Below are 22,437 nucleotides of genomic sequence, written 5' to 3' on the forward strand. Positions count from 1 at the left end.
ACCCCCCCCACACCCACCGCAGCCACACCCCCCCCACAGCCGCCGCCCCACACCGGCAATCCAGCCCCACCCCCCGCCCCCCCCACCCTCCCGAACCTGCCCACGCCGCCGCCCGCCTTGAAGTCTTTGCCCGCGGCGCCGATAACATCCATAACGCCCTCTGGCACATCTGGCAAACCGCGCCCAATTCCGGCTGGTCAGACTGGCAATATTTAGGGAACGTACTTACCAGTGACCCTGCCGTATATGCTAACGCCGATGGTCGTCTTGAAGTCTTTGCTCGCGGCTCTGATAAAGCGCTCTGGCACATCTGGCAGAATGTAGCATCCTGTTCATCGTCTAGTTCATGGTCTAGCTGGACATCCCTTGGGGCACCTTGAGCGACGCTTAAACAATGAAATAATCTGTCAAGCTCAGCTCCGCACAAGACATACATAACTTTTTGGCCTGATGCATTAGAGAAAACATTTACTACTCTGCATCAGGCCAGTAGTAGCTCATTGACTGAAATCAACCCAGTTCTCAACAAACAAACCAAGCATTCGCTCAAACTCGCGTATGTTGTTGATGAAAAAGATATAGTTTTGTGTATCTAATGTAGACTCTGAGTCAAATATACCCGTTATCTTTCAAGTTGCCTCTTTGTTGGCTGCGCTCGCTCACCCCGGTCACATCGTTATCTATGCTCCCGGGGATTCGCTCTCTTGCCGTCGCGATGCATCTTGAAATCCATAGGGTATATACCCAAAAGGCAATTTCAAATAAAGCCTCCATTTTATCGAACATTCATAAACTAGAATCTGTGTTTTTTTAATGCTAGTCGTCAAACTATTCGCTTCCGTAAAGATTATCAGACGTTTTTAATGCAATTAAAACAATCATGATAAAAACACATTTCAAAATATAACAAACAATAAAGATGAAAACTTAAAATAATAAAATAATTCATTTCATAATTTATTATTTTTGAATGACTGTATGTAAAAATATATATAAACACAAGCGATTTTATAATGTAGCATCTCATCCACTTAATACTTAACGGATCATTAATCAACATCAAATAAAACATTAATTATTTCTTCAAAGAAGAAAGAGTAAAAGTGAGAGTATTAATTCATAGAATCAAACACCTTACTTATTAAATGACTATTTAGTCAATCTGAAAAATTATTTTTAACGAGGATATATATGCAACAAGAATCTATTAATATACCAAAGTCAGATAATGCCGAACTACCTGTTGAAAATGAGGTAGCCATCGAAAACGGCACAATCGCGTTGTCTGAAATTGTCTCAGTAGTAAACACCGCTGATGGTCGGCTTGAGGTTTTCGGTGTCGGCACTGACAACGCGGTGTGGCACAATCGGCAAACAGAACCACATTCAGGCTCTTCCTGGTCTGGCTGGATCTCACTTAACGGAAACGTAACCAGCAAACCTGTCGTTTATATCAATACAGACGGTCGACTGGAAGTATTCGCACGCGGCACCGATAATGCGCTCTGGCATACCTGGCAAACCGCCGTCAATGCCGGTTGGTCAAACTGGCAATCTTTAGGAGGCTTAATTACCAGTAATCCGGCGGTAGGCGTCAACACCGATGGCCGACTCGAAGTCTTTGCACGTGGCACCGATAACGCTCTCTACCACATTTCACAAACTGCCGCTCATTCCAATCTGTGGTCAAATTGGCAATCTTTGAACGGCGCGATCACCAGCAACCCCGCAGTTCATATCAACTCCGACGGTCGGCTTGAAGTCTTCGCACGTGGTACCGATAACGCTCTCTACCACATCTGGCAAAGCGCTCCTGATTCCAATCAGTGGTCAAATTGGGATTCACTCGGCGGCATCATCACTAGCGATCCTGTAGTCATCGACACCGCTGATGGTCGGCTTGAAGTTTTTGCCCGCGGCACCAATAACGCACTCTACCACATCTGGCAAACCGTTCCCCATTCCGGGCCGTGGTCGGGCTGGGCGTCGTTAAATGGCTGGCTCACTAGTGCCCCTGCGGTGGCGAAGAACGCCGATGGACGACTTCAAGTTTTTGCACGCGGCGCCAATAACGTACTCTACCAAATCTGGCAAACAGTTTCTCATTCCGGTCCGTGGTCTAATTGGGCCCCGTTCAATGGCACGACCACCAGTGCGCCAACGGCAGTGAAAGACGCCGATGGTCGGCTTGAAGTTTTTGTTCGCGGCACCGATAACGCACTCTGGAACACCAGGCAAGGCACATCATCGTGGTCCGCTTGGGTATCCCTCAATGGCTCCTTAATCGACGCTTCAGCAATCAAATAATCTGGAATGAATCCAGCTTTGCATAAGACAAACGTCACCTTCTGGCCCGATACGCTAAGGAAAATATTCACTGCGCTTCATCGGGCCAGTGGCACCCAATTTGCTGATAAAAATCTGATATTAGATACATAAACCCGGTACGGATTCGAAATTACATATTATTTTTGATAATAAGAACATATTTTTGTCTATCTGAAACAGACTGTTAGTCGAATATGTCTGGAAAGCAACTTCAAACAGAATAACCTTTTTTAGGTACATGATTAAATCAGGATCTGTGTTTATCAATAGCCAGATTACGAATTGTGTGCTTTAATAATTATTCAACCAAATATTTTAAATAAAATTTAAAAAACATAAAAAAATATATCTAAAATAGGAACCAACGGGGACTTTAAAATAAAAAAACAGTTAATTTAAATTAAATGATTTCGTATAAAAACAACATATAAAAATATGTAACCGCATAATACGAGGCTATATTTATTTAACATTTTACAGTTCAATCATTAACAAAAAAACATCCACCATTTATTTCATTAAAAAAATAGGAGACCAGTAAAAAAATCAATATATATACCTAAGAGATTTCGAGTTGCAGCGCGGCGGCAAGTGAACGAATCCCCAGGAGCATAGATAACGATGTGACTGGGGTGAGTGAAAGCAGCCAACAAAGCAGCAGCTTGAAAGATGAAGGGTATAAAGCCCAATATCCTTCCCATTAAGTGATTATTTTTAGTCCAAAAAATTATATTTAAAGAGAATATAGACATGAATAAAGAACTTATAAAAACACCAACCCCAGATAATACCGAAGTATATGTTGCCGATGAAGTAGGGATAGAGAGTTCTGCAATAGCATTACCTGGAATTGTCTCAGTAGCAAACAATGCCGATAATCGACTTGAGGTTTTCGGTGTGAGCGCTGACAGCGCAGTGTGGCACAACTGGCAAACAACACCGCTGCCAAGCTCCTCTTGGGCCGGCTGGAGCAAATTTAACGGAGTAGTCACTAGCAAACCCGCTGTTCATCGTAATTCGGACGGTCGATTGGAAGTATTCGTGCGTGGTACGGATAATGCACTCTGGCACAACTGGCAGACCGCCGCTGATAGCAATACTTGGTCAAGCTGGCAGCCGCTACAGGGTGGGATCACTAGCAACCCAGAAGTTTGCATTAACTCCGACGGCCGACTTGAGGTCTTTGCACGCGGCGCCGATAACGCGTTATGGCACATCTGGCAAACCGCAGCCCATACCAATTCTTGGTCAAGCTGGAAATCTCTGGGCGGCACACTCACCAGTAATCCTGCCGCACACATCAACGCCGATGGCCGGCTTGAGGTCTTTGCACGCGGCCCCGATAACGCGCTATGGCACATCTGGCAAACGACTGCCCACACGGATCAGTGGTCAAATTGGCAATCACTAAAAGGCATAATCACTAGCGACCCTGTAGTCATCGACAACTGCGATGGTCGGCTCGAAGTCTTCGCATGCGGTGCCGATAGTACACTCCGGCACATTTCACAGATCAGCTCAGATTCTGTTTCGTGGTCAAACTGGCAGTGTTTGGATGGTGTGATCACTAGCGCCCCGGCGGTGGTGAAGAATATCTCTGGTCTGCTTGAGGTCTTTGCACGCGGCGCTGATAACACGCTCTGGCGCACCAGGCAAATTTCTAATAACGGTCCGTGGTCTAACTGGGCCTCATTCACAGGTATTATCGCCAGCGCCCCAACGCTAGCGAAGAATTCAGATGGCCGGATTGAGGTCTTTGTGCTTGGTCTTGATAAGGCGCTTTGGCACCTCTGGCAAACCACTTCATCACCGACATCCTCGTGGACCACCTGGGCTCTCATCGGCGGTATCACCTTGATCGATGCTTCTGTGATCAAGTAATCAGAAAGAAGCTAGCTCCACACGAGACGATCGTGAGCTGCTGGCCCGGTGCAAAAGGAAAATATCCATTGCGTTTCACCGGGCCAGATAGGGGGATAATGGGCTGTACCCAAATTCTGTATCAAGGCTCTTTTATCATCAATATTCGAACATTTAACGATTATTTTTATAAAAAAAGCTATATCTCAACCTACACATTTACAACTGATTAATTCATCCGTCATTACTGTCCCATTCAATCTTCATCATTCAACCGCAATGGTTTATAAATAAATATATAGTGACACTTATAGTGAATGTATATCACAAGTTATAAACTAATCCAGCCATTCAGTCAGCACTTTCTCTAGTTTATTCAACGCCTGAATATGTTTATCTTTTGACATAAGATCGAGATTGTGTAACTTCCATTTTACCGCCGGTAAATACTGAATTTGGCTCTCTGGAGACAACAGCCAATCCGGCTTACCACTTTTGAAGGACATCAAAAAGTCATAATCCCTTTGGGTAAACTGTTCCTTAAGTGCTGAAATCATCAATTCAGGCACGGAATTAAGGTCTTCCAACAACACACTATTGAATGTCATTCCACTGAATTCATTCACATAGAGCTCAGAAATATCCTTCCATCGAGGATTAAGTACTTCAGACAATGGTCGGGGATGGCTAAGTAAATAGGCGATGAACCCATTAAAGATTGAACGATTTATTCCCTGCGCTTCAAGCAACATTTTGACGTCAAAAAGATCGCGTGGATGCTGGCGATCTAACGCTGCACATAGCTTACCACCATAAAGATCGGCAATCGAAACGACCTGAATAGAGACAAAACCAAATTCATCTTCTACAGCCTCCACAACATCGCGCTCCTGAGGTGGATATAGCGTGCCGCGCGCAACTGGAGAGACCTCGATTTTTATCTGCGCTTCTTGAGAAGTAACAATAATACGCATTTCATTAGAATTGTTTGTCTGTAGTGCTGCAAAAATCCCCTCTTGTTGTTGGAGCAAAGTGGCAATCCTAGTTAATGCCGCTCGAACATTGGGTAACGCTAACTCCCTGCTTTCCAAAGGTGTATAAACCAGATCAATATCAACTGACAACCGGGGAAAATCACGTACAAACAAATTAATCGCCGTCCCCCCTTTCAGTGCAAAACAGCGCTCTGCTGCTACCACAGGAAGTATGCTCATCAACAACACTACTTGTCGGTAATACGGCGAATATTTATCCATGAGATAATCCATTGTTCAAATACTTTTCTGGAACCGTAATCTGATACTGTTTATCCAATTTCCCTCCTAACACGACTTGACGCTTCCCTGTCCCTAAATCAATTTTAGTTTTATCAACACGTTTAGCCCATGCATGGGCATAATAGTCGGTCAAAAAAAGGTATAAACGATTGGTTTGGATCGCATGACTGGAATGAAGGAGTATTTCCACTTTACGCGGGCTGAGGTTAACCAAACCTTGGAAAAGTTCCGCAGCATGTTCAAAAGAAAACGGCACCGGTACAGCATCTAAAACTTCGTAAACGGCTAATTCAGGTATACTGGCTTTTAGCTGTTTTCCTTTGATTTCAACATCTGTCAGGTATTTCTCATCAAGTAGGGACAACTTCTGATTAGAAATCAAAAACCAGTCAACATCGGGAAATTCTTTAAACCACTTCGGCAACGCAGTTTTATCTTTCACGCAGAGCCATATCCTTTGCTGCTTTAACTGTAGATAATGAGAACGGCCTTGGTACACCAGACTGGTAAGCCCCGCTAAATGAACCGGGATAGAAAGCTGGTTTTGCAGGCACTGCACAGCATCACTCCACTCAGGCTTACGTCCTGTCCGTACATACACCCCGGCCCGCAGTTTTTGCAGCCAATTGCTATTCATGTACTTATTCGCTAGAGAAGGGCTGATGCTGTGTTTTGTTAGCCAAGATTGCAATACTAAGGAGCCCGGCGTAGTGTTTTGCAAAAGCCAGTTTAATTTTGATGACATAGATTCACTCCTAGTGTAACAATATCATAAATAGTAAACCATCGAGTGACTAAAGTGTCAATTTTTTGAGCAGTCATTTCATTGATAACATCGTTATATTGTGTTTTTCCCATTACTAACCAGACCAAAATTACAACTAAATTTGCGAATTGCTTCTAGATTTTACTTGTGTAAGTTTAAAGCTTGGTGCGATACCATAACAAAAGAATTGATTCACCAACTTAACTAAGACCACTGCATGATTAATACAGAAACTTTCGACACCCACACGCCCATGATGCAGCAATATCTCCGTCTTAAAGCACAGCATCCTGATATCCTGCTGTTTTACAGAATGGGGGATTTCTATGAGCTATTTTATGACGATGCCAAAAAGGCGGCGAAATTGCTGGATATTTCCCTGACCAAACGAGGTCAATCAGCCGGCAATCCCATCCCTATGGCAGGCGTGCCCTATCATGCAGTAGAAAACTATTTAGCTAAGCTGGTTCAATTAGGTGAATCAGTCGCTATCTGTGAGCAAATTGGCGATCCTGCCACCAGCAAAGGCCCGGTTGAACGTAAAGTAGTTCGCATCGTTACTCCCGGTACCGTGACAGATGAAGCATTATTACAGGAACGGCAAGATAATCTGCTGGCAGCTATTTGGTACGATAATCAGGGATTTGGTTATGCCACACTGGATGTAACATCTGGCCGCTTCCAAATATCTGAAATGGCAGAGTTGGAAACGATAGCCGCTGAATTGCAACGTAGCCGTCCTGTTGAATTGCTCTATCCTGAAAGTTTTGAGCATATGGCTTTAATTGAAAATCTTCATGGCCTGCGCCGTCGCCCTTTATGGGAATTTGAGTTGGATACCGCAAAACAGCAATTGAACCTGCAATTTAGTACCCGTGATCTTGTCGGTTTTGGCGTGGAAAAAGCAGCACTCGCTCTGCGTGCCGCTGGTTGCCTGTTGCAATATGTCAAAGATACTCAACGCACGGCGCTGCCGCATATCCGTGGCATTACGGTGGAACGTCAGCAAGATACGGTTATTATGGATGCCGCCACCCGCCGTAATCTGGAACTAACACAAAACCTGTCTGGCAGTACAGATAATACTCTCGCTTCTGTTCTTGATCTGTGTGTTACCCCGATGGGTAGCCGGATGTTGAAACGCTGGTTGCATGCCCCTGTCAGGGACCGCCAGATATTAGAAAACCGTCAACAAGCTATCGCTACCTTGCAGGAAATTGGATTAGAGTTGCAGCCATTTTTGCTACAGGTAGGTGATCTCGAACGTGTGTTAGCTCGTTTAGCTCTACGCTCTGCTCGTCCAAGGGATCTGGCAAGAATGCGCCATGCATTCCAGCAATTACCGGATATCCACCAAATTATGGACTCCTCAGATTCCGCCTATATCAAGCAATTGCAGAAAAATATCGGCAGATTTGACGAACTACAGGAATTACTTGAAAAAGCGATTGTAGAAACACCGCCGGTATTAGTTCGGGATGGCGGCGTAATCGCACCGGGTTATAACAGCGAGTTGGATGAGTGGCGCACACTGGCTGACGGCGCCAGTAACTATCTGGAACAACTGGAAATTCGTGAACGGGAAAAACTGGGTCTTGATACTCTGAAAGTCGGCTTTAACGGTGTTCATGGCTACTATATTCAAGTCAGCCGAGGGCAGAGCCATCTGGTGCCAATTCACTATGTCCGCCGTCAGACACTGAAAAATGCTGAGCGTTATATCATCCCCGAGCTAAAAGAATATGAAGATAAGGTTCTGACCTCTAAAGGGAAGTCTCTGGCAATAGAGAAAGCGCTTTACGAAGAATTATTCGATCTATTACTGCCTCATTTGGCCGAATTACAAACCAGCGCCGAAGCACTAGCTGAACTTGATGTATTGGCAAATCTGGCAGAACGCGCTGAAACCCTGAATTATATTTGTCCAACATTGAGTGACAAACCGGGAATTCAAATCACCGGTGGCCGCCATCCAGTTGTTGAGCAAGTTCTGAGTGAGCCATTTATCTCAAACCCTCTCTCTTTATCTGCACAGCGGCGCCTGCTGATTATTACCGGTCCAAACATGGGCGGTAAAAGTACCTACATGCGTCAGGCAGCGCTTATTACACTTCTGGCCTATATCGGTAGCTTTGTACCGGCTGAAAAAGCTGTTATCGGCCCGATTGATCGCATATTTACCCGTGTAGGCGCTTCCGACGATCTGGCATCCGGCCGTTCAACCTTCATGGTCGAAATGACAGAAACCGCCAATATTTTGCACAATGCGACAGAACAAAGTTTGGTCTTGATGGATGAGATTGGCAGAGGCACATCAACCTACGATGGCCTTTCTCTGGCATGGGCATGTGCAGAAAATCTGGCAAACCGCATTAAAGCAATGACCTTGTTTGCCACTCACTATTTTGAACTGACCACGTTGCCGGAAAAACTTGAAGGAGTGGTCAATATTCATCTGGATGCGGTAGAGCATGGAGATACCATCGCATTTATGCACAGCGTACAAGAGGGCGCAGCCAGTAAGAGTTACGGGCTGGCAGTGGCTTCTCTCGCTGGCGTTCCACGCGAAGTGATCAAACGAGCGCGCCAGAAACTTAAAGAGCTGGAATCGCTATCCAATCATGCAACGGCAAGTCATGTGGATACACCTCAGCTTGCGCTATTAACAGAAGAAACATCACCGGCGGTTGAAGCATTAGAAAATCTTAATCCAGATTCACTGACTCCGCGTCAAGCATTAGAATGGATTTATCGATTAAAAGATATGGTGTAAGAACGTGTTTGACAAAAGCCTTTTACAACCAATATACCGTTTTTTGCAATGTGAAACCCCGGATTTGTGGGTAGATAAAGCAAAACAGCCTGAAAATTTATCTGTGCTTCTACGGGATCATCTGTTATGTGAACTCAAAGCAGCACAGAGCGCGATGTTTTTGATCCGCAAATATGCTGTGGATCAGCGAAGTGAGGATACACTTCTGGCATGGTTTAAACCTTATGAAGATTTTGCTTACAAGAAGATTGGCGATCTCAATTCACTAAAAGGCCAAAACCAAGTAACCAAACAGATCACCGCCAAAGCTAATTCACCCTATAGCCAGGATCTGATTGATAAAATGGTATTGCTGATTAAAGAAGAGTTACATCACTTCTATCAGGTGCTGGAGATCATGGATGAGCGCAATATCAGCTATGAAAGCATCACTGCCAGCCGTTATGCTAAAGGTATGCTTAGTCACATTACCAACCATGAACCTTATACACTGGTAGATAAGCTGATTATCGGCGCTTACATTGAAGCGCGTTCTTGTGAACGTTTCGCCAAACTCGCTCCTCATCTGGATGAAGATCTGAGTAAATTTTATATCTCGCTGCTGCGCTCTGAAGCACGTCATTACCAGGACTATCTTTCACTGGCACAATCTATTGCTAATGAAGATATTACCGAGCGGGTGAACTATTTTGGCCGTGTTGAAGCTGAATTAATTCAAAATCCAGATAGCGATTTTAAATTCCATAGCGGCGTCCCTGTAATTTGAACTGAGTGTAAATTGAAAGGTGAGCTTATATTCACCTTTCACACCGATGATAAACCTCGTTTAAAATAACGAGGTTTGTTTTTCCTTTTGAATAATGTTCTGATCCCTTTTCCCCAATAGGCGGCGATAAGACCAGTGGAAAATTAACTGATGTTAGAGTAGAACCTAGAGGAAATAAATATATACCCGTTATCTTTCAAGTTGCCTCTTTGTTGGCTGCACTCACTCACCCCGGTCACATAGTTCTCTATGCTCCCGGAGATTCGCTCCCTTGCCGTCGCGATGCATCTTGAAATCCATTGGGTATATACCCGTCATCTTTCAAGTTGCCTCCTTGTTGGCCGCGCTGCGGCTCGAAATCTATTAGGTATAATTTATTTGGGGCAATAAATTACAAACTTTATGATAAATTTACAGATCCATATGATACGTTCAATTTGGTTAAAAAGGATTTCAATCCAAATGGAACTCCATTTAATATAACAGGATCATGGAAATAACCTGTAAATTTCAATATCGATAAAAATGTATATGATAATAAAATCAAACTGCTAATTGATAAACAATAGCGGATATTTATTATCGTACATTTAATGCACGACATAATATAGGAACTCAGATAGATTTAAAAAACAGTAAAGTAGTAGCGGAGAAAAAATATTAACTAAAATAAAAATAATAACACTTACTACCGATGATATTAATGTTTTTTTTACGTTTTTATTTAAAATAAAGAAATAACTAACCGTTATAGATAATAGAAAAAAAACAATGGCATCAATTAGTCGTGATAACAAAAATATCATTCCACATCCTTTATTGAAAAATCTTTCTTTAATTATACAGCCAATTTTATTGAAAATAATTGCTGTTTTAAAACCATTAAGTTGGCATAGTAATCAAAGTAGTGACTTGTGCCACAATTATCAATTATTTTCGATTAATTTTATTGGCGTATCGTTTAGGTTCAAGAAGGGCAACCTCAAGTTGGCCGGTAACCCCTTAGACTGGATTCTCCCCTTCTCTGGACTGCCACTAATCGAATGTGGAACAAGCTATTTGCAATCGATGAAGGTGAGACACATCGATATGCTATTTTGCCTGCCATAAATCATAGTCTATCTGCATCCCCATCCAAACTTGAGGTGAGCTGCCAATAACAACAGACAATTTCAGCGCCATTTCTGGCGAAACATCAGACTTGCCAACAACCAAGCGTTGCACAGTTGATGGCGTTACACCCAGCGTCTTAGCCAAACCTCTAACACCCAAATTCAGAGTCTCCATAGCCTCTTTAACCAATATTCCAGGATGCGGGGGGTTATACATCATAGCCATTTTTCAAGTTGCCTCTTTGTTGGCTGCACTCACTCACCCCGGTCACATAGTTATCTATGCTCCCGGGGATTCGTTCCCCTGCCGTCGCGATGCATCTTGAAATCCATTGGGTATATATAGATATCACCATCACACAACTTCTCGAAAAAGCGAATCAGGGAAGAAGTTAAAAAAGGGATGTTCATCACATCACTGCAATTTAAATATCAAAAATATTTGATTGAAATTTACTATCATCATCCCAGACAACCAGACAATTAAAATAATTCTACAGAGTACTGAAGAACCTGATAATACCAAGCATCAACAATGCAAAAACAGGGACAACAGTTCTTCAGAACCCAAGTAGCCAAACTATTCAACAATTAAGTACGGAATAACGCTTCAATATTCAAACCTTGAGTTTGCATAATATCTTTCAGACGTCGCAAACCTTCGACCTGGATCTGACGCACTCTTTCCCTTGTCAAACCGATCTCTTTACCCACATCTTCCAACGTTTCAGCTTCATATCCCAAAAGACCAAAACGACGCGCTAATACTTCACGTTGCTTCGAATTCAACTCAAACAGCCACTTGACGATACTCTTTTTCATATCGTCTTCTTGTGTTGTTCCCTCCGGCCCGGTTTCATTCTCATCCGATAAAACATCCAATAACGCTTTATCAGAATCACTGCTAATAGGTGTATCAACCGAAATGATACGTTCATTCAACCGCAACATACGGCTTACATCATCAACCGGTCTATCCAGTTGCTCTGCTATCTCTTCCGGGCTAGGTTCATGATCCAATTTATGGGCAAGTTCTCTTGCGGTACGCAAGTAGACGTTGAGCTCTTTAACAATGTGGATTGGCAACCGAATAGTACGGGTTTGATTCATAATCGCCCGTTCAATGGTTTGCCGAATCCACCATGTTGCATAGGTAGAAAACCTGAACCCGCGCTCCGGGTCAAATTTTTCAACAGCACGGATAAGGCCAAGATTACCTTCTTCAATCAAATCAAGAAGAGCTAAGCCTCTGTTACTGTAACGACGGGAAATTTTGACAACCAATCGCAAGTTACTTTCGATCATTCTCTGGCGGGCCAGAACATCACCACGTAATGCCCGCCTTGCGAAAAAAACTTCTTCTTCCGCTGTCAGCAAAGGAGAAAAACCAATCTCGCCGAGATAAAGCTGTGTCGCATCAAGAACTCGCTGGCTCATGCCATGCAATACATCTAAATCATTCTCAAAATCAGTTATATCATCCTCATCGTTCTTCAATAATTTCTCATCGAAGTCGTCAGCTTCAATACCACTTTCATCTAAATCCGCATCATCATACAACTCGTTAACTTTCAGCGTATTTTGGCTCATAAGCTGCCCCTACCCATGATAATGCAGGCAGAATTCAGCATTCTGCCCAGTTTATCGCTGCGGAAGATAACGCAGCGGGTTTACGGATTTTCCCTTGTAACGAATTTCAAAGTGTAATCTTACAGAACTGGTACCCGTGCTACCCATAGTGGCGATTTTTTGCCCCGCCTTGATGTCCTGTTGCTCACGAACTAGCATTGTATCGTTATGAGCATAGGCACTCAGGTAGTCATCGTTATGTTTTATAATTATTAGATTTCCATATCCACGTAAGGCGTTTCCGGCGTAGACAACTCGACCACCTGCTGTCGCAAATACTGACTGGCCCCGGCTACCTGCGATATCAATCCCTTTGTTACCCCCTTGGGTATCAGAGAAACTTTCAATCATTTTACCTTCAGCCGGCCACATCCAACTGCTAACAACACTGTTTCCACTGCTCGCGGTTGTCGTCGGTGATGCTAAATACGTATTATTTACTGTTGACGTAGTTGCCCGTGGCAACATTTTTACACTCTTTTGTATCCCGGAATTTGCAGGATACGCATTAGTTGATTGAGAATCAACCAGGGCTGTTTGCTTTTGATTATGGTTATAAGTGGTTAACATCCCGCTACTACCGGTCCTCAAAGTCTGCCCCACCGTCAGACTGTAAGGTTCTGAAATATTATTTTTGCTCGCAAGATCACGAAAATCATTACCTGTAATCCAAGCGATATAAAACAGAGTATCCCCATGCTTGACGGTATAAGCGCTGCCGTTATAGCTGCCCTTAGGAATACTGTCATAATCACGGTTATAAACAATTTTCCCCTGCAAATTGCTATCAGTCTCACTCATTGATGAAGGTGAAGATGGCATCGGCGTAGATATCGCAGAATTGCCGGAAGATATTACTGGATGACTACTCCCTCTGCTTTGTTTTTGATCAATACTGGTGATAGGCGCAGGACGAGTTGGCGTATTTGTACAGCCGACTAACCAGGCTCCCATCAATAAACACGTTACAATCCGCTGTATTTTTTTCATTGGGCTTCCCGAATTCATATTTCCTTCCCCCATAACGGCAAAGATAAGCGTAAAAGTTAATAATTTCTAAAGGTTATACCTAACCACAAAAATTCCAAAACGAAAGTAATTTCGCTTATTAAAGCAAATATAACCATTAATTGAAAAATAGTTGCAATAGGCTATGAACTTAAGCCAGTTCCCCTTGCACAAGGGGCACAAAACGCACAGCTTCGATCACTTCGCTATGAAAACCATTGCCATGACGCTTCACGGATTTAAGAGTTTGTGTACGCTCACCCACCGGTAAAACCATCACTCCCCCATCCGTAAGCTGAAGCATCAATTCTTGTGGGATATACGGAGGCGCTGCGGTCACAATAATAGCATCAAATAACCCACGAGACGGCCATCCTTGCCAACCATCCCCATGACGGGTTGAAACATTATGCAAATCAAGCTGTTTCAACCTCCGTTTAGCCTGCCACTGTAAGCCCTTAATCCGTTCTACCGAGAAAACATGTTTGACCAAATGCGCTAATATTGCCGTCTGATAACCAGAACCAGTACCAATTTCCAAAACCTTAGCATCGGGCGTTAACTGAAGTAGTTCAGTCATACGGGCGACAATATAAGGCTGAGAAATCGTTTGCCCATGACCAATAGGCAAAGCTGTATTTTCATACGCCTTATGTGCCAGCGCTTCATCGACAAAACGCTCCCTAGGCACGGCAGAAATAGCGGCCAGTAAACGTTCATCTTTTATTCCCTGCTGGCGTAATTGTGTCAGCAAATTTTTCATTGCCCGACTCAGCATTCTCCATCAACCTCAGCTTGAGCTAACCAATCTTTTACTAACGCCTGCTCTTTATACGCAGTCAGATCTATCTGTAATGGCGTAATAGACACATATCCCTGTTCCACCGCCGCAAAATCTGTTTCAGGACCAGCGTCACGTTTATCTCCCGGCGGCCCCAACCAGTAAAGCATGTTGCCTTTCGGATCTTGCATAGAATAAACTTCTTCCGCAGCATGACGGCTACCACAACGTGTTACCCGAAAACCTTTAATTTGCTCAAGCGGCAGATCAGGAACATTCACATTTAAAATATTACCCGCTCTTAAAGGCGTTGTTTGTAACATTTGTAGCAAACGATATGTGATTTCTGCCGCTGTTTGGTAATGCAATTCGCCATTAAGTGAAATAGCCAATGCCGGTAATCCCAAGTGACGCCCTTCCATCGCAGCAGCAACCGTACCGGAATAAATCACATCATCCCCAAGGTTGGGACCGCGATTTATACCGGAAACAACAATTTCAGGACGCGGAAGAACCAAGCGATTAACACCGAGATAGACACAATCTGTTGGTGTGCCGCCCAATACCGAGATGTCGCCATTCTCCAGTGTATTAACACTTAATGAACGATCAAGGGTCAATGCATTAGATGCGCCACTCCGATTACGATCGGGCGCAACAACCTGCACATGGTAACTTTTCCGCAACGCTGCTGCTAAAACCTGAATCCCTGGAGCGGTTACACCGTCATCATTACTCAACAATATTCGTAACATTATTTTGATCCTGATTGATAATTTCCCTGACTACACTGGTAGCAAAACTGCCAGCGGGTAACCAGAAACTGATTTTCACCGTGTCATTATCTTGCCATTGCCAACTCAGATTCTGAGGCTGCACCAGAATCGCCCTACGAGAACCATCCACCCTTTCACGCTTGATAAGTTCCCACAATGATTCATAGGGCTGTAAATATTGCCGTTCAAAATCCGCAGCTTGGTGCTGTGTTCCCAATTCACCATCACCAGGCAGCGGCGCCGTTATTTGTAATTCTCCATCGATCACCCGCTGTTGCAATAAAGGCAATTCAGTTTCATCAGCAACAAACCAACTACCACGCCCTGTTAATTGTAAGGCGTCGCCCTTCATTACCTGTTGCTGTTGTTTCAGAACAATCCGGGCACTGGCTACCGTATTAAACATAGCGCTACGACTGGCTGACAGATAAAAACTGCGTTTATTTCTCTCTTTGACGCGGATTTCATTATTTGCCCAACGCTGCGCTTGAATCAGATTCTGCCCATCCCGACCAAAACGCTGTTCACCAAAATAGTTAGGCACGCCACCTTGCTGAATCAGCCGTAGTCTATTTTCAACCAATTGGCGATGACTGATTTGTCGCAAAATCAGCGTAAATGAATTTCCTTTCAATGCGCCAATGCGCAGTTTACGTTTCTGACGGGCTGTCGTCAGAACTTCACATCCTTCAAGCTGAAACGAGGCAAAATCAGGTTCTTGTTTGCCCGGTAAGTGCAAACAAAACCACTGTTCTGCCACGGCATGACGGTCTTTTAAACCGGCATAACTGACCGATCTAGATGGTATCCCAGCGAAACGAGCAAGGTTATCTGCAACAAATTGGGTATTACAACCCATTTTACGGATGTGCGCCATTAAGTGCTCACCTTCTCCATCAGGAGAAAATCCCAAATCTTCACAGACAATAAAATCTTCCGGCGAGGCTTTTAGTATCCCCGTCGCTTCTGGTTGCCCATACAGCCAGTTTAATTCAGCCAATACCATCAATTATTCCTTAACCAGCAAAGCAACCGCTTCGCAAGCAATACCTTCTTTACGCCCAACAAATCCCAATTTTTCGGTAGTTGTGGCTTTAACATTGATATCATCAATGTGACATTGCAGATCTTCTGCCAGATTGACTCTCATTTGTGGGATATGCGGCAGCATTTTGGGTGCTTGAGCGATAATCGTAATATCCAGATTGCCAATTCGATACCCCTTTTCTCTAATACGTGCATAGGCTTCGCGCAATAATTTGCGGCTATCCACTCCTTTAAACGCCGGATCAGTATCTGGGAATAATTTCCCGATATCGCCCAATGCCGCAGCACCTAACAAAGCATCAGTCGCCGCATGGAGAGCAACATCACCATCGGAATGCGCCAACAACCCTTGTTCATAAGGAATACGAACACCACCGATAATAATCGGCCCTTCACCACCAAATTTATGCACATCAAAACCGTGTCCGATTCTCATGATGTCTGTTCCTTTATTTTCTAGATAGATAAAATTCTGCCAATGCCAAATCCTCAGGACGCGTAACTTTTATATTGTCCGAACGCCCGTTAACCAACACTGGTTGGTAGCCACAATATTCCAGTGCGGAAGCTTCATCCGTAATGCTGGCATGTTGCGAAAGTGCTTTTGACAAACAATCCCTTAGTAACATCAATGGAAAAAACTGCGGAGTCAGTGCATGCCAGAGATCTTGCCGTTCTACCGTATGGTCAATAACTTGACCAGTCCGTCCACGTTTCATCGTATCGCGGACCGGCGAGGCCAGAATGCCACCGCATGCAATATTTCCCTGTTCATCTTCTTCTGCTAATTGCAGCAAACGGTCAAGATCGTCACGGTGTAAACAAGGGCGGGCTGCATCATGCACTAAAACCCAACAATTATCATTGCCAGTCAAATGAGCGAGATGATTTAAACCAGCCAGCACAGAATCTGCTCGCTGTTCACCGCCAACTACCGTAGTAATGCGCGAATCTGATGCAACCTCAAGGGAATGAAACTGTGTGTCTACGGGATTTAAAACAATCACAACATGCCGAATACGGGGATGATCAAGTAATAGAGCCAAGGTATGCTCAATAATGGTTTTTCCGGCAATAGACAGGTATTGCTTTGGGCAGTCCGAATTCATTCGGCTACCAATACCCGCTGCTGGTACCAAAGCCATAATATCAGCACAGGAATGAAGTAATAGATTGTTCATTTTAATTATTGAGTGTTATTTGGAGTCGAGGGACGCGAAGTGTTTTCTTTAGATTTATCAACGATTAAACGATAAAAAGTTTCACCCGGTTTGATCATGCCTAATTCACTACGGGATCGCTCTTCGATGGCTTCCTGTCCACCAGTAAGATCATCAATTTCCGCCGATAACTGATCGTTACGCGCTTTAAGTTTGCTGTTATTACGTTCTTGCATCGCAACATCATTCTTAACCCGCACATAATCATGAATGCCGTTTTTACCAAGCCACAGTGAATACTGTAACCATCCGAGTAAAACCAGTAATAGTAGCGTCAGCTTACCCATTTCCGCCCCCTGAAATATCTGTCAATCATCCCATAACTCAAAGAATGACGCTACTATCACAAAACAGGAATAGGGAAAATAGTTAAATGAAGTCGTTACATAAGCACATCATTGAAGACGCAATAATGTGCTTTTGTTGATGTTATACGTTATGAATCCGAGTGTATAATGCCGCTCTTTCCCAATGCCGCCAGCAACTGGGCCACAGAAGCTTCAACGGGTTGTTGGCCTGGAAGATAAATTTCCGGGTTATCGGGAACTTCATAGACCGAATCAATCCCCGTGAAATGACGAATTTCACCGGCACGAGCTTTTTTGTACAATCCTTTCGGATCACGAGATTCGCAAATTTCCAACGGCGTATCGACAAAAACTTCAATAAACTTCCCCGGTTCCAGCAGTTCACGAACCTTTTGCCGCTCTGCTTTATGAGGAGAGATAAAAGCCGTCAGCACGACTAAACCCGCATCGACCATCAGATTGGCAACTTCACCTACACGGCGGATATTTTCCTGCCTATCCTGTTCGGAAAAACCCAAATCACTACAAAGGCCATGACGCAAGTTATCGCCATCAAGCAAATAAGTTTTTATTCCCCGTTGAAACAGGGCCTGCTCTAAGGCCCCAGCCACCGTAGATTTCCCTGAACCCGATAAACCAGTGAACCAAATAACCAATGCAGGATGTCCATTTTCAACCTCCCGCTGCGCTCTGGTCAGTTGATGTGGATGCCAAACAACGTTTTCTGATGCCAGATTTTCAATGTCAGCCAATCTATTTACCTCCCAGTAAATCTCTAGCTCCCCAATGAGGGAAATGACGACGAATCAACCGATTCAATTCCAGTTCAAATTCGCTGAATTCTTTTGGCCCTTCATAAACATCTGTCTGAATTTCACGCACTAATCCCGCGCCAACAGTGACGTTAGTCAGTCGATCGATCAAAATAATACCGCCAGTGTCGCTATTTTGCTGATAGCTATCGAGCATTAATGGCTCTTCAAAAGAAAACTCCACCGATCCGATGGCGTTCAATGGTAAATCAACAGCCACCCGCTGTGTCAGGTGAGTAATATCCACCTGGTACTGAATATTCTCAACTTTCCCACGGCTCTTTTTACCCGCCACTTTGATATCAAGGTTCTGCCCCTGCACCAAAGGCTGTTCAGACATCCATACCACATCCACCAGCGCATGTCGGGTCACTCTCATCTCATCACCGGCAGAAATTAGGAGATCACCCCGGCTGATATCAATTTCATCTTTCAGCACCACCGTAATGGCTTCACCCGGAACAGCAAAATCCAAATCACCATTGAAAGTCACGATCCGCTCCACCTGTGAGCCAATACCGGATGGCATAACTTTAACTTTCTGCCCCTTACGTAAAATCCCAGACGAAAGTGTGCCGCTGTAACCACGAAAGTCGAAATCAGGCCGATTGACATACTGTATCGGGAAGCGTAGTAGCTGCTTCGAGGCTTCCTTTTTTACATCGACTGTTTCAAGAATATCCAACAACGTCGGCCCTTCATACCAATTCATATTGCAACTTTGGGTGACAATATTATCGCCATCAAGTGCCGAGATCGGGACAAAATGAACGTCCAAATCTGTCGGCAATTGGGCAGCGAAATTCATATAATCCTGTTTGATCTGATGAAAAACTTCCTGACGGTATTCCATCAGATCCATTTTATTCACCGCGACCACCAAATAGCGGATACCTAGCAATGTACTAATAAAACTGTGGCGACGAGTCTGTTCCTGAACGCCTTTACGCGCATCGATCAACAGAATAGAGAGATCGCAAGTCGATGCTCCCGTTGCCATATTACGGGTGTACTGCTCATGTCCCGGTGTATCAGCAATGATAAATTTGCGTTTTTCTGTTGAAAAATAGCGATAAGCTACATCAATGGTGATGCCCTGCTCACGCTCTGCGGCAAGACCATCCACTAATAAAGCCAGATCTAATTTTTCACCCTGAGTACCAATGCGTTTACTATCATTCTGCAAGGTTGAAAGCTGATCTTCGTAGATCTGACGGGTATCATGTAACAAGCGGCCAATTAGCGTACTTTTGCCATCATCCACGCTGCCGCATGTCAGGAAACGCAGTAGTCCTTTCTCTTGTTGAGCGCGCAGATAAGCTTCCACCCCGCCCTGTTGCTTAATTTGATGAGCAATGGCTTCATTCTGTGCAAGTGCTGACATGGTTGCTCTCCTTAGAAATAACCTTGACGTTTTTTCAGTTCCATAGAAGCTGATTGATCACTATCAATCAGCCGCCCTTGCCGTTCACTTGTCGTCGATATCAGCATCTCTTCAATAATTTCCGGCAATGTATCAGCATCAGATTTCACTGCTCCCGTCAGCGGCCAACAACCGAGGGTACGAAAACGAACTTTGCGCTGGCTGATAACTTCGCCAGGTTTTAGATCGATTCGATCATCATCAACCATAATCAGCGTACCCTCACGCTCCAATACCGGGCGTAATTTGGCAAAATAAAGAGGAACAATATCAATTTGCTCCAAATAGATATATTGCCAAACATCCAATTCAGTCCAATTAGACAGTGGGAATACGCGAATACTTTCACCTTTGTTAATCTGACCGTTGTAATTACGCCACAATTCAGGACGCTGGTTTTTAGGGTCCCAACGATGTGAGCGATCTCGGAAAGAATAGATCCGCTCCTTGGCCCGCGATTTCTCTTCATCACGGCGGGCGCCGCCGAAAGCGGCATCAAAACCATATTTATCCAACGCCTGTTTTAACCCTTCCGTTTTCATAATGTCAGTATGTTTCGCGCTACCATGCACAAATGGATTGATTCCCATTGCTTCCCCTTGCGGGTTGCGATACACCAATAACTCAAAGCCGTAATTCTTCGCTGTACGATCACGAAAATCGTACATTTCGCGAAATTTCCATCCCGTGTCCACATGCAGCAAAGGAAATGGCAATGTTCCCGGATAGAACGCCTTGCGTGCAAGATGAAGCATGACCGAAGAATCTTTACCGATAGAGTAAAGCATCACCGGGTTTTCAAACTCGGCGGCCACTTCCCGTATAATATGAATACTTTCAGCTTCAAGTTGCTGCAAGTGTGTCAATCTTTTCTCATCCATTACAACTCCTTATGCAAAATCGACTACTGCCGGACGGCTTATCTTGGCAATAGATTGTTGCCCAAACCAAGCTATCTGATGGTGGAGTTGAGCCACCTCTCCCACCACCAATAAGGCCGGCGACGGTGCCCGCTGTGCTAACTGTTCCAGTTCAAGCAAAGTGCCGGTTAACACTTGCTGCTCCAGACGAGTACCACAACCAATGACGGCTACTGGTGTATCTTCCGCTCGCCCATGTAAAATTAATTGATGACTTATCAAGGCGGCTTTGACCGTCCCCATATAAATCACCAGAGTCTGATGACCTCTAGCTAAAGCCGGCCAATCCAACTCATTACCCTTTTCTCGACAATGACCGGTAATAAACGTAATACTCTGTGAATGTTCCCGGTGAGTTAGCGGAATTCCTGCGTAAGCCGTCGCTCCAATGGCGGCAGTAATGCCCGGTACAACTTGAAAAGGAATGCCTGCCGATGCTGCAATCTGTAATTCCTCACCGCCGCGGCCAAAAATAAAGGGATCACCGCCTTTAAGACGAACCACTTTTTTCCCCTGTCTGGCAAATTTCACAATCAATCGGTTAGTTTCCTCCTGAGAAACAGAGTGATTACCCGCTCTTTTGCCAACGCAAATTTTATCCGCATCACGGCGAACCAGATCCAGTACCTCGCTACTCACCAAATGATCATAAAGCACCACATCTGCCTGCTGAATAACCTGTAATCCCTTTAATGTCAGCAATCCCGGATCACCAGGACCCGCTCCAACCAAAGCCAGTTCTCCCTGCGAATCAGACTGTTCCAGTTGTTGTTCAAGCTGTTTTTCCGCCTGTTGAATCTGACCGTTTGCAACCAACATAGCGAAACGTCCATTAAAAGCCTGTTCCCAAAAAGAACGACGCTGGCGCATGGAAGTGAATCGCTGTTTCACTCGTTCACGCCAATTGCCAGCAATTTTCGCCATCGTACCAAGACTGGAAGGCAGTAATGCTTCCAATTTCTCGCGGATTAAACGCGCTAATACCGGCGCTTTTCCCGCCGATGATATCGCCACCAAAACCGGGGAACGGTCGATAATTGATGGAAAAATAAATGAGCAATGAGATTGATCATCAACCACATTGACCAAAATACCGCGCTTATCAGCCACAGAAAAAACCTGATGATTTAGAATACGATCATCAGTCGCAGCAATAACTAAAAAGATGCCATCAAGATATTCAGGTCGGAACTCTCCCTTATACCATTCCAGCTCGCCAGCTTGATAACGCTGTTGTAATTCAGAGCGCAATTCAGGCGCTACAACCTGTAATAATGCACCTGCCCGTAGTAGTAGAGTCGCCTTACGTGCGGCCACCTCTCCACCTCCGACAAGTAATACAAGTCGCCCTTTCAGCTCAACAAATATCGGTAAGTAATCCACGATTGCCCTTGATATCCAGTGAAATATTTATAAGTACTGAAACTGTTTCGAATGAATATATGAGTCGGCGGTAAAGTTATAAAATGACAAAAAAGAATTAATTGTTCTGTAATGGAATATAGGCGATCTCGCCAAAATAGCTTTTCAGTAGATTGCATGAGGATAAAGATGACAATGCAAAATACAATGGTAATAGCCGGACAGCCGGCTGTTAATTGTTTTTCAGACTATTTATATTACGCCCTAAA

Annotated in this window: 20 protein-coding genes; 4 read left to right on the forward strand and 16 right to left on the reverse strand. The window is 44.2% G+C overall.

Going from position 1 to position 22,437, the window contains the following annotated elements:
* The coding region (locus V2H77_RS07225) for a hypothetical protein (RefSeq protein WP_341498260.1) at positions 1-436 on the reverse strand (436 nt) is incomplete at its 3' end.
* Positions 437-1,191: 755 nt separating this feature from the next.
* On the opposite strand from V2H77_RS07225, the gene V2H77_RS07230 reads away from it, so the two are divergent.
* Together V2H77_RS07230 and V2H77_RS07235 are read left to right on the forward strand one after the other, a co-directional pair.
* Complete coding sequence (locus V2H77_RS07230) at positions 1,192-2,307, forward strand: hypothetical protein (protein WP_341498262.1); 1,116 nt, start codon at positions 1,192-1,194, stop codon at positions 2,305-2,307.
* A gap of 771 nt (positions 2,308-3,078) precedes the next feature.
* On the forward strand, positions 3,079-4,209 hold the full coding sequence (locus tag V2H77_RS07235; protein WP_341498263.1) for a hypothetical protein: 1,131 nt from the start codon (positions 3,079-3,081) through the stop codon (positions 4,207-4,209).
* Positions 4,210-4,526: 317 nt separating this feature from the next.
* Here V2H77_RS07235 and V2H77_RS07240 read toward each other — a convergent pair whose 3' ends face one another.
* Both V2H77_RS07240 and V2H77_RS07245 read right to left on the reverse strand, forming a co-directional pair.
* Complete coding sequence (locus V2H77_RS07240; RefSeq protein WP_341498264.1) at positions 4,527-5,444, reverse strand: nucleotidyl transferase AbiEii/AbiGii toxin family protein; 918 nt, start codon at positions 5,442-5,444, stop codon at positions 4,527-4,529.
* Entirely contained in the window at positions 5,437-6,210 is a 774-nt protein-coding gene (locus tag V2H77_RS07245; protein ID WP_341498265.1) for a type IV toxin-antitoxin system AbiEi family antitoxin, read from the reverse strand. Before V2H77_RS07245 ends, V2H77_RS07240 begins: the two co-directional genes overlap by 8 nt.
* A gap of 238 nt (positions 6,211-6,448) precedes the next feature.
* On the opposite strand from V2H77_RS07245, the gene mutS reads away from it, so the two are divergent.
* Positions 6,449-9,004, forward strand: coding sequence for a DNA mismatch repair protein MutS (gene mutS / locus V2H77_RS07250; RefSeq protein WP_341498266.1), 2,556 nt, complete (start codon positions 6,449-6,451; stop codon positions 9,002-9,004).
* A 4-nt stretch (positions 9,005-9,008) separates the two neighbouring features.
* The gene (miaE, locus tag V2H77_RS07255; RefSeq protein ID WP_341498267.1) at positions 9,009-9,770 is read left to right on the forward strand and encodes a tRNA isopentenyl-2-thiomethyl-A-37 hydroxylase MiaE; all 762 of its coding nucleotides are present in this window, start codon (positions 9,009-9,011) and stop codon (positions 9,768-9,770) included.
* 1,092 nt (positions 9,771-10,862) lie between these two features.
* Here miaE and V2H77_RS07260 read toward each other — a convergent pair.
* The 13 genes from V2H77_RS07260 to cysG all read right to left on the reverse strand — a co-directional run bounded on the left by V2H77_RS07260 (position 10,863) and on the right by cysG (position 22,189).
* A complete protein-coding gene (locus V2H77_RS07260) occupies positions 10,863-11,102 on the reverse strand; it encodes a HigA family addiction module antitoxin (protein ID WP_445935467.1) in 240 nt (79 codons plus the stop codon).
* 371 nt (positions 11,103-11,473) lie between these two features.
* Positions 11,474-12,472 carry an RNA polymerase sigma factor RpoS gene (rpoS, locus tag V2H77_RS07265; RefSeq protein WP_341498269.1) on the reverse strand — a complete coding sequence of 333 codons (999 nt, stop codon included), beginning with the start codon at positions 12,470-12,472 and terminating at the stop codon, positions 11,474-11,476.
* A 51-nt stretch (positions 12,473-12,523) separates the two neighbouring features.
* Positions 12,524-13,501, reverse strand: a complete 978-nt coding sequence (nlpD, locus tag V2H77_RS07270) for a murein hydrolase activator NlpD (protein WP_265380812.1) — start codon at positions 13,499-13,501, stop codon at positions 12,524-12,526.
* 169 nt (positions 13,502-13,670) lie between these two features.
* Positions 13,671-14,297 carry a protein-L-isoaspartate(D-aspartate) O-methyltransferase gene (locus tag V2H77_RS07275; RefSeq protein WP_049585537.1) on the reverse strand — a complete coding sequence of 209 codons (627 nt, stop codon included), beginning with the start codon at positions 14,295-14,297 and terminating at the stop codon, positions 13,671-13,673.
* On the reverse strand, positions 14,291-15,055 hold the full coding sequence (gene surE, locus V2H77_RS07280) for a 5'/3'-nucleotidase SurE (protein WP_341498271.1): 765 nt from the start codon (positions 15,053-15,055) through the stop codon (positions 14,291-14,293). Before surE ends, V2H77_RS07275 begins: the two co-directional genes overlap by 7 nt.
* Complete coding sequence (gene truD, locus V2H77_RS07285) at positions 15,033-16,082, reverse strand: tRNA pseudouridine(13) synthase TruD (protein WP_341498272.1); 1,050 nt, start codon at positions 16,080-16,082, stop codon at positions 15,033-15,035. The genes surE and truD overlap by 23 nt, the downstream gene beginning before the upstream one ends.
* Positions 16,083-16,085: 3 nt before the next feature.
* Complete coding sequence (ispF, locus tag V2H77_RS07290) at positions 16,086-16,559, reverse strand: 2-C-methyl-D-erythritol 2,4-cyclodiphosphate synthase (RefSeq protein ID WP_341498273.1); 474 nt, start codon at positions 16,557-16,559, stop codon at positions 16,086-16,088.
* 13 nt (positions 16,560-16,572) lie between these two features.
* Positions 16,573-17,304, reverse strand: coding sequence for a 2-C-methyl-D-erythritol 4-phosphate cytidylyltransferase (ispD, locus tag V2H77_RS07295; RefSeq protein WP_341498274.1), 732 nt, complete (start codon positions 17,302-17,304; stop codon positions 16,573-16,575).
* Between the two features lie 5 nt (positions 17,305-17,309).
* Positions 17,310-17,630, reverse strand: a complete 321-nt coding sequence (gene ftsB / locus V2H77_RS07300) for a cell division protein FtsB (protein WP_065390098.1) — start codon at positions 17,628-17,630, stop codon at positions 17,310-17,312.
* Between the two features lie 149 nt (positions 17,631-17,779).
* Positions 17,780-18,403 carry an adenylyl-sulfate kinase gene (gene cysC / locus V2H77_RS07305; protein WP_341498276.1) on the reverse strand — a complete coding sequence of 208 codons (624 nt, stop codon included), beginning with the start codon at positions 18,401-18,403 and terminating at the stop codon, positions 17,780-17,782.
* Between the two features lies 1 nt (position 18,404).
* A complete protein-coding gene (gene cysN, locus V2H77_RS07310) occupies positions 18,405-19,847 on the reverse strand; it encodes a sulfate adenylyltransferase subunit CysN (RefSeq protein WP_341498277.1) in 1,443 nt (480 codons plus the stop codon).
* An 11-nt stretch (positions 19,848-19,858) separates the two neighbouring features.
* Entirely contained in the window at positions 19,859-20,767 is a 909-nt protein-coding gene (gene cysD / locus V2H77_RS07315) for a sulfate adenylyltransferase subunit CysD (RefSeq protein ID WP_341498278.1), read from the reverse strand.
* Positions 20,768-20,776: 9 nt separating this feature from the next.
* Positions 20,777-22,189, reverse strand: a complete 1,413-nt coding sequence (gene cysG, locus V2H77_RS07320) for a siroheme synthase CysG (protein ID WP_341498279.1) — start codon at positions 22,187-22,189, stop codon at positions 20,777-20,779.
* Between the last annotated feature and the right edge of the window lie 248 nt (positions 22,190-22,437).

The sequence above is a fragment of the Photorhabdus sp. P32 genome (assembly GCF_038085095.1).
In the GTDB taxonomy this organism is placed as follows: Bacteria; Pseudomonadota; Gammaproteobacteria; order Enterobacterales; family Enterobacteriaceae; genus Photorhabdus; species Photorhabdus luminescens.

Coding starts and splice junctions, on each gene's coding strand:
- V2H77_RS07230 (WP_341498262.1), top strand. CDS start 1,192: ATGCAACAAGAATCTATTAATATACCAAAGTCAGATAATGCCGAACTA.
- V2H77_RS07235 (WP_341498263.1), top strand. CDS start 3,079: ATGAATAAAGAACTTATAAAAACACCAACCCCAGATAATACCGAAGTA.
- V2H77_RS07240 (WP_341498264.1), bottom strand. CDS start 5,444: ATGGATAAATATTCGCCGTATTACCGACAAGTAGTGTTGTTGATGAGC.
- V2H77_RS07245 (WP_341498265.1), bottom strand. CDS start 6,210: ATGTCATCAAAATTAAACTGGCTTTTGCAAAACACTACGCCGGGCTCC.
- mutS (WP_341498266.1), top strand. CDS start 6,449: ATGATTAATACAGAAACTTTCGACACCCACACGCCCATGATGCAGCAA.
- V2H77_RS07260 (WP_445935467.1), bottom strand. CDS start 11,102: ATGATGTATAACCCCCCGCATCCTGGAATATTGGTTAAAGAGGCTATG.
- rpoS (WP_341498269.1), bottom strand. CDS start 12,472: ATGAGCCAAAATACGCTGAAAGTTAACGAGTTGTATGATGATGCGGAT.
- nlpD (WP_265380812.1), bottom strand. CDS start 13,501: ATGAAAAAAATACAGCGGATTGTAACGTGTTTATTGATGGGAGCCTGG.
- V2H77_RS07275 (WP_049585537.1), bottom strand. CDS start 14,297: ATGCTGAGTCGGGCAATGAAAAATTTGCTGACACAATTACGCCAGCAG.
- surE (WP_341498271.1), bottom strand. CDS start 15,055: ATGTTACGAATATTGTTGAGTAATGATGACGGTGTAACCGCTCCAGGG.
- truD (WP_341498272.1), bottom strand. CDS start 16,082: ATGGTATTGGCTGAATTAAACTGGCTGTATGGGCAACCAGAAGCGACG.
- ispF (WP_341498273.1), bottom strand. CDS start 16,559: ATGAGAATCGGACACGGTTTTGATGTGCATAAATTTGGTGGTGAAGGG.
- ispD (WP_341498274.1), bottom strand. CDS start 17,304: ATGAACAATCTATTACTTCATTCCTGTGCTGATATTATGGCTTTGGTA.
- ftsB (WP_065390098.1), bottom strand. CDS start 17,630: ATGGGTAAGCTGACGCTACTATTACTGGTTTTACTCGGATGGTTACAG.
- cysN (WP_341498277.1), bottom strand. CDS start 19,847: ATGTCAGCACTTGCACAGAATGAAGCCATTGCTCATCAAATTAAGCAA.
- cysD (WP_341498278.1), bottom strand. CDS start 20,767: ATGGATGAGAAAAGATTGACACACTTGCAGCAACTTGAAGCTGAAAGT.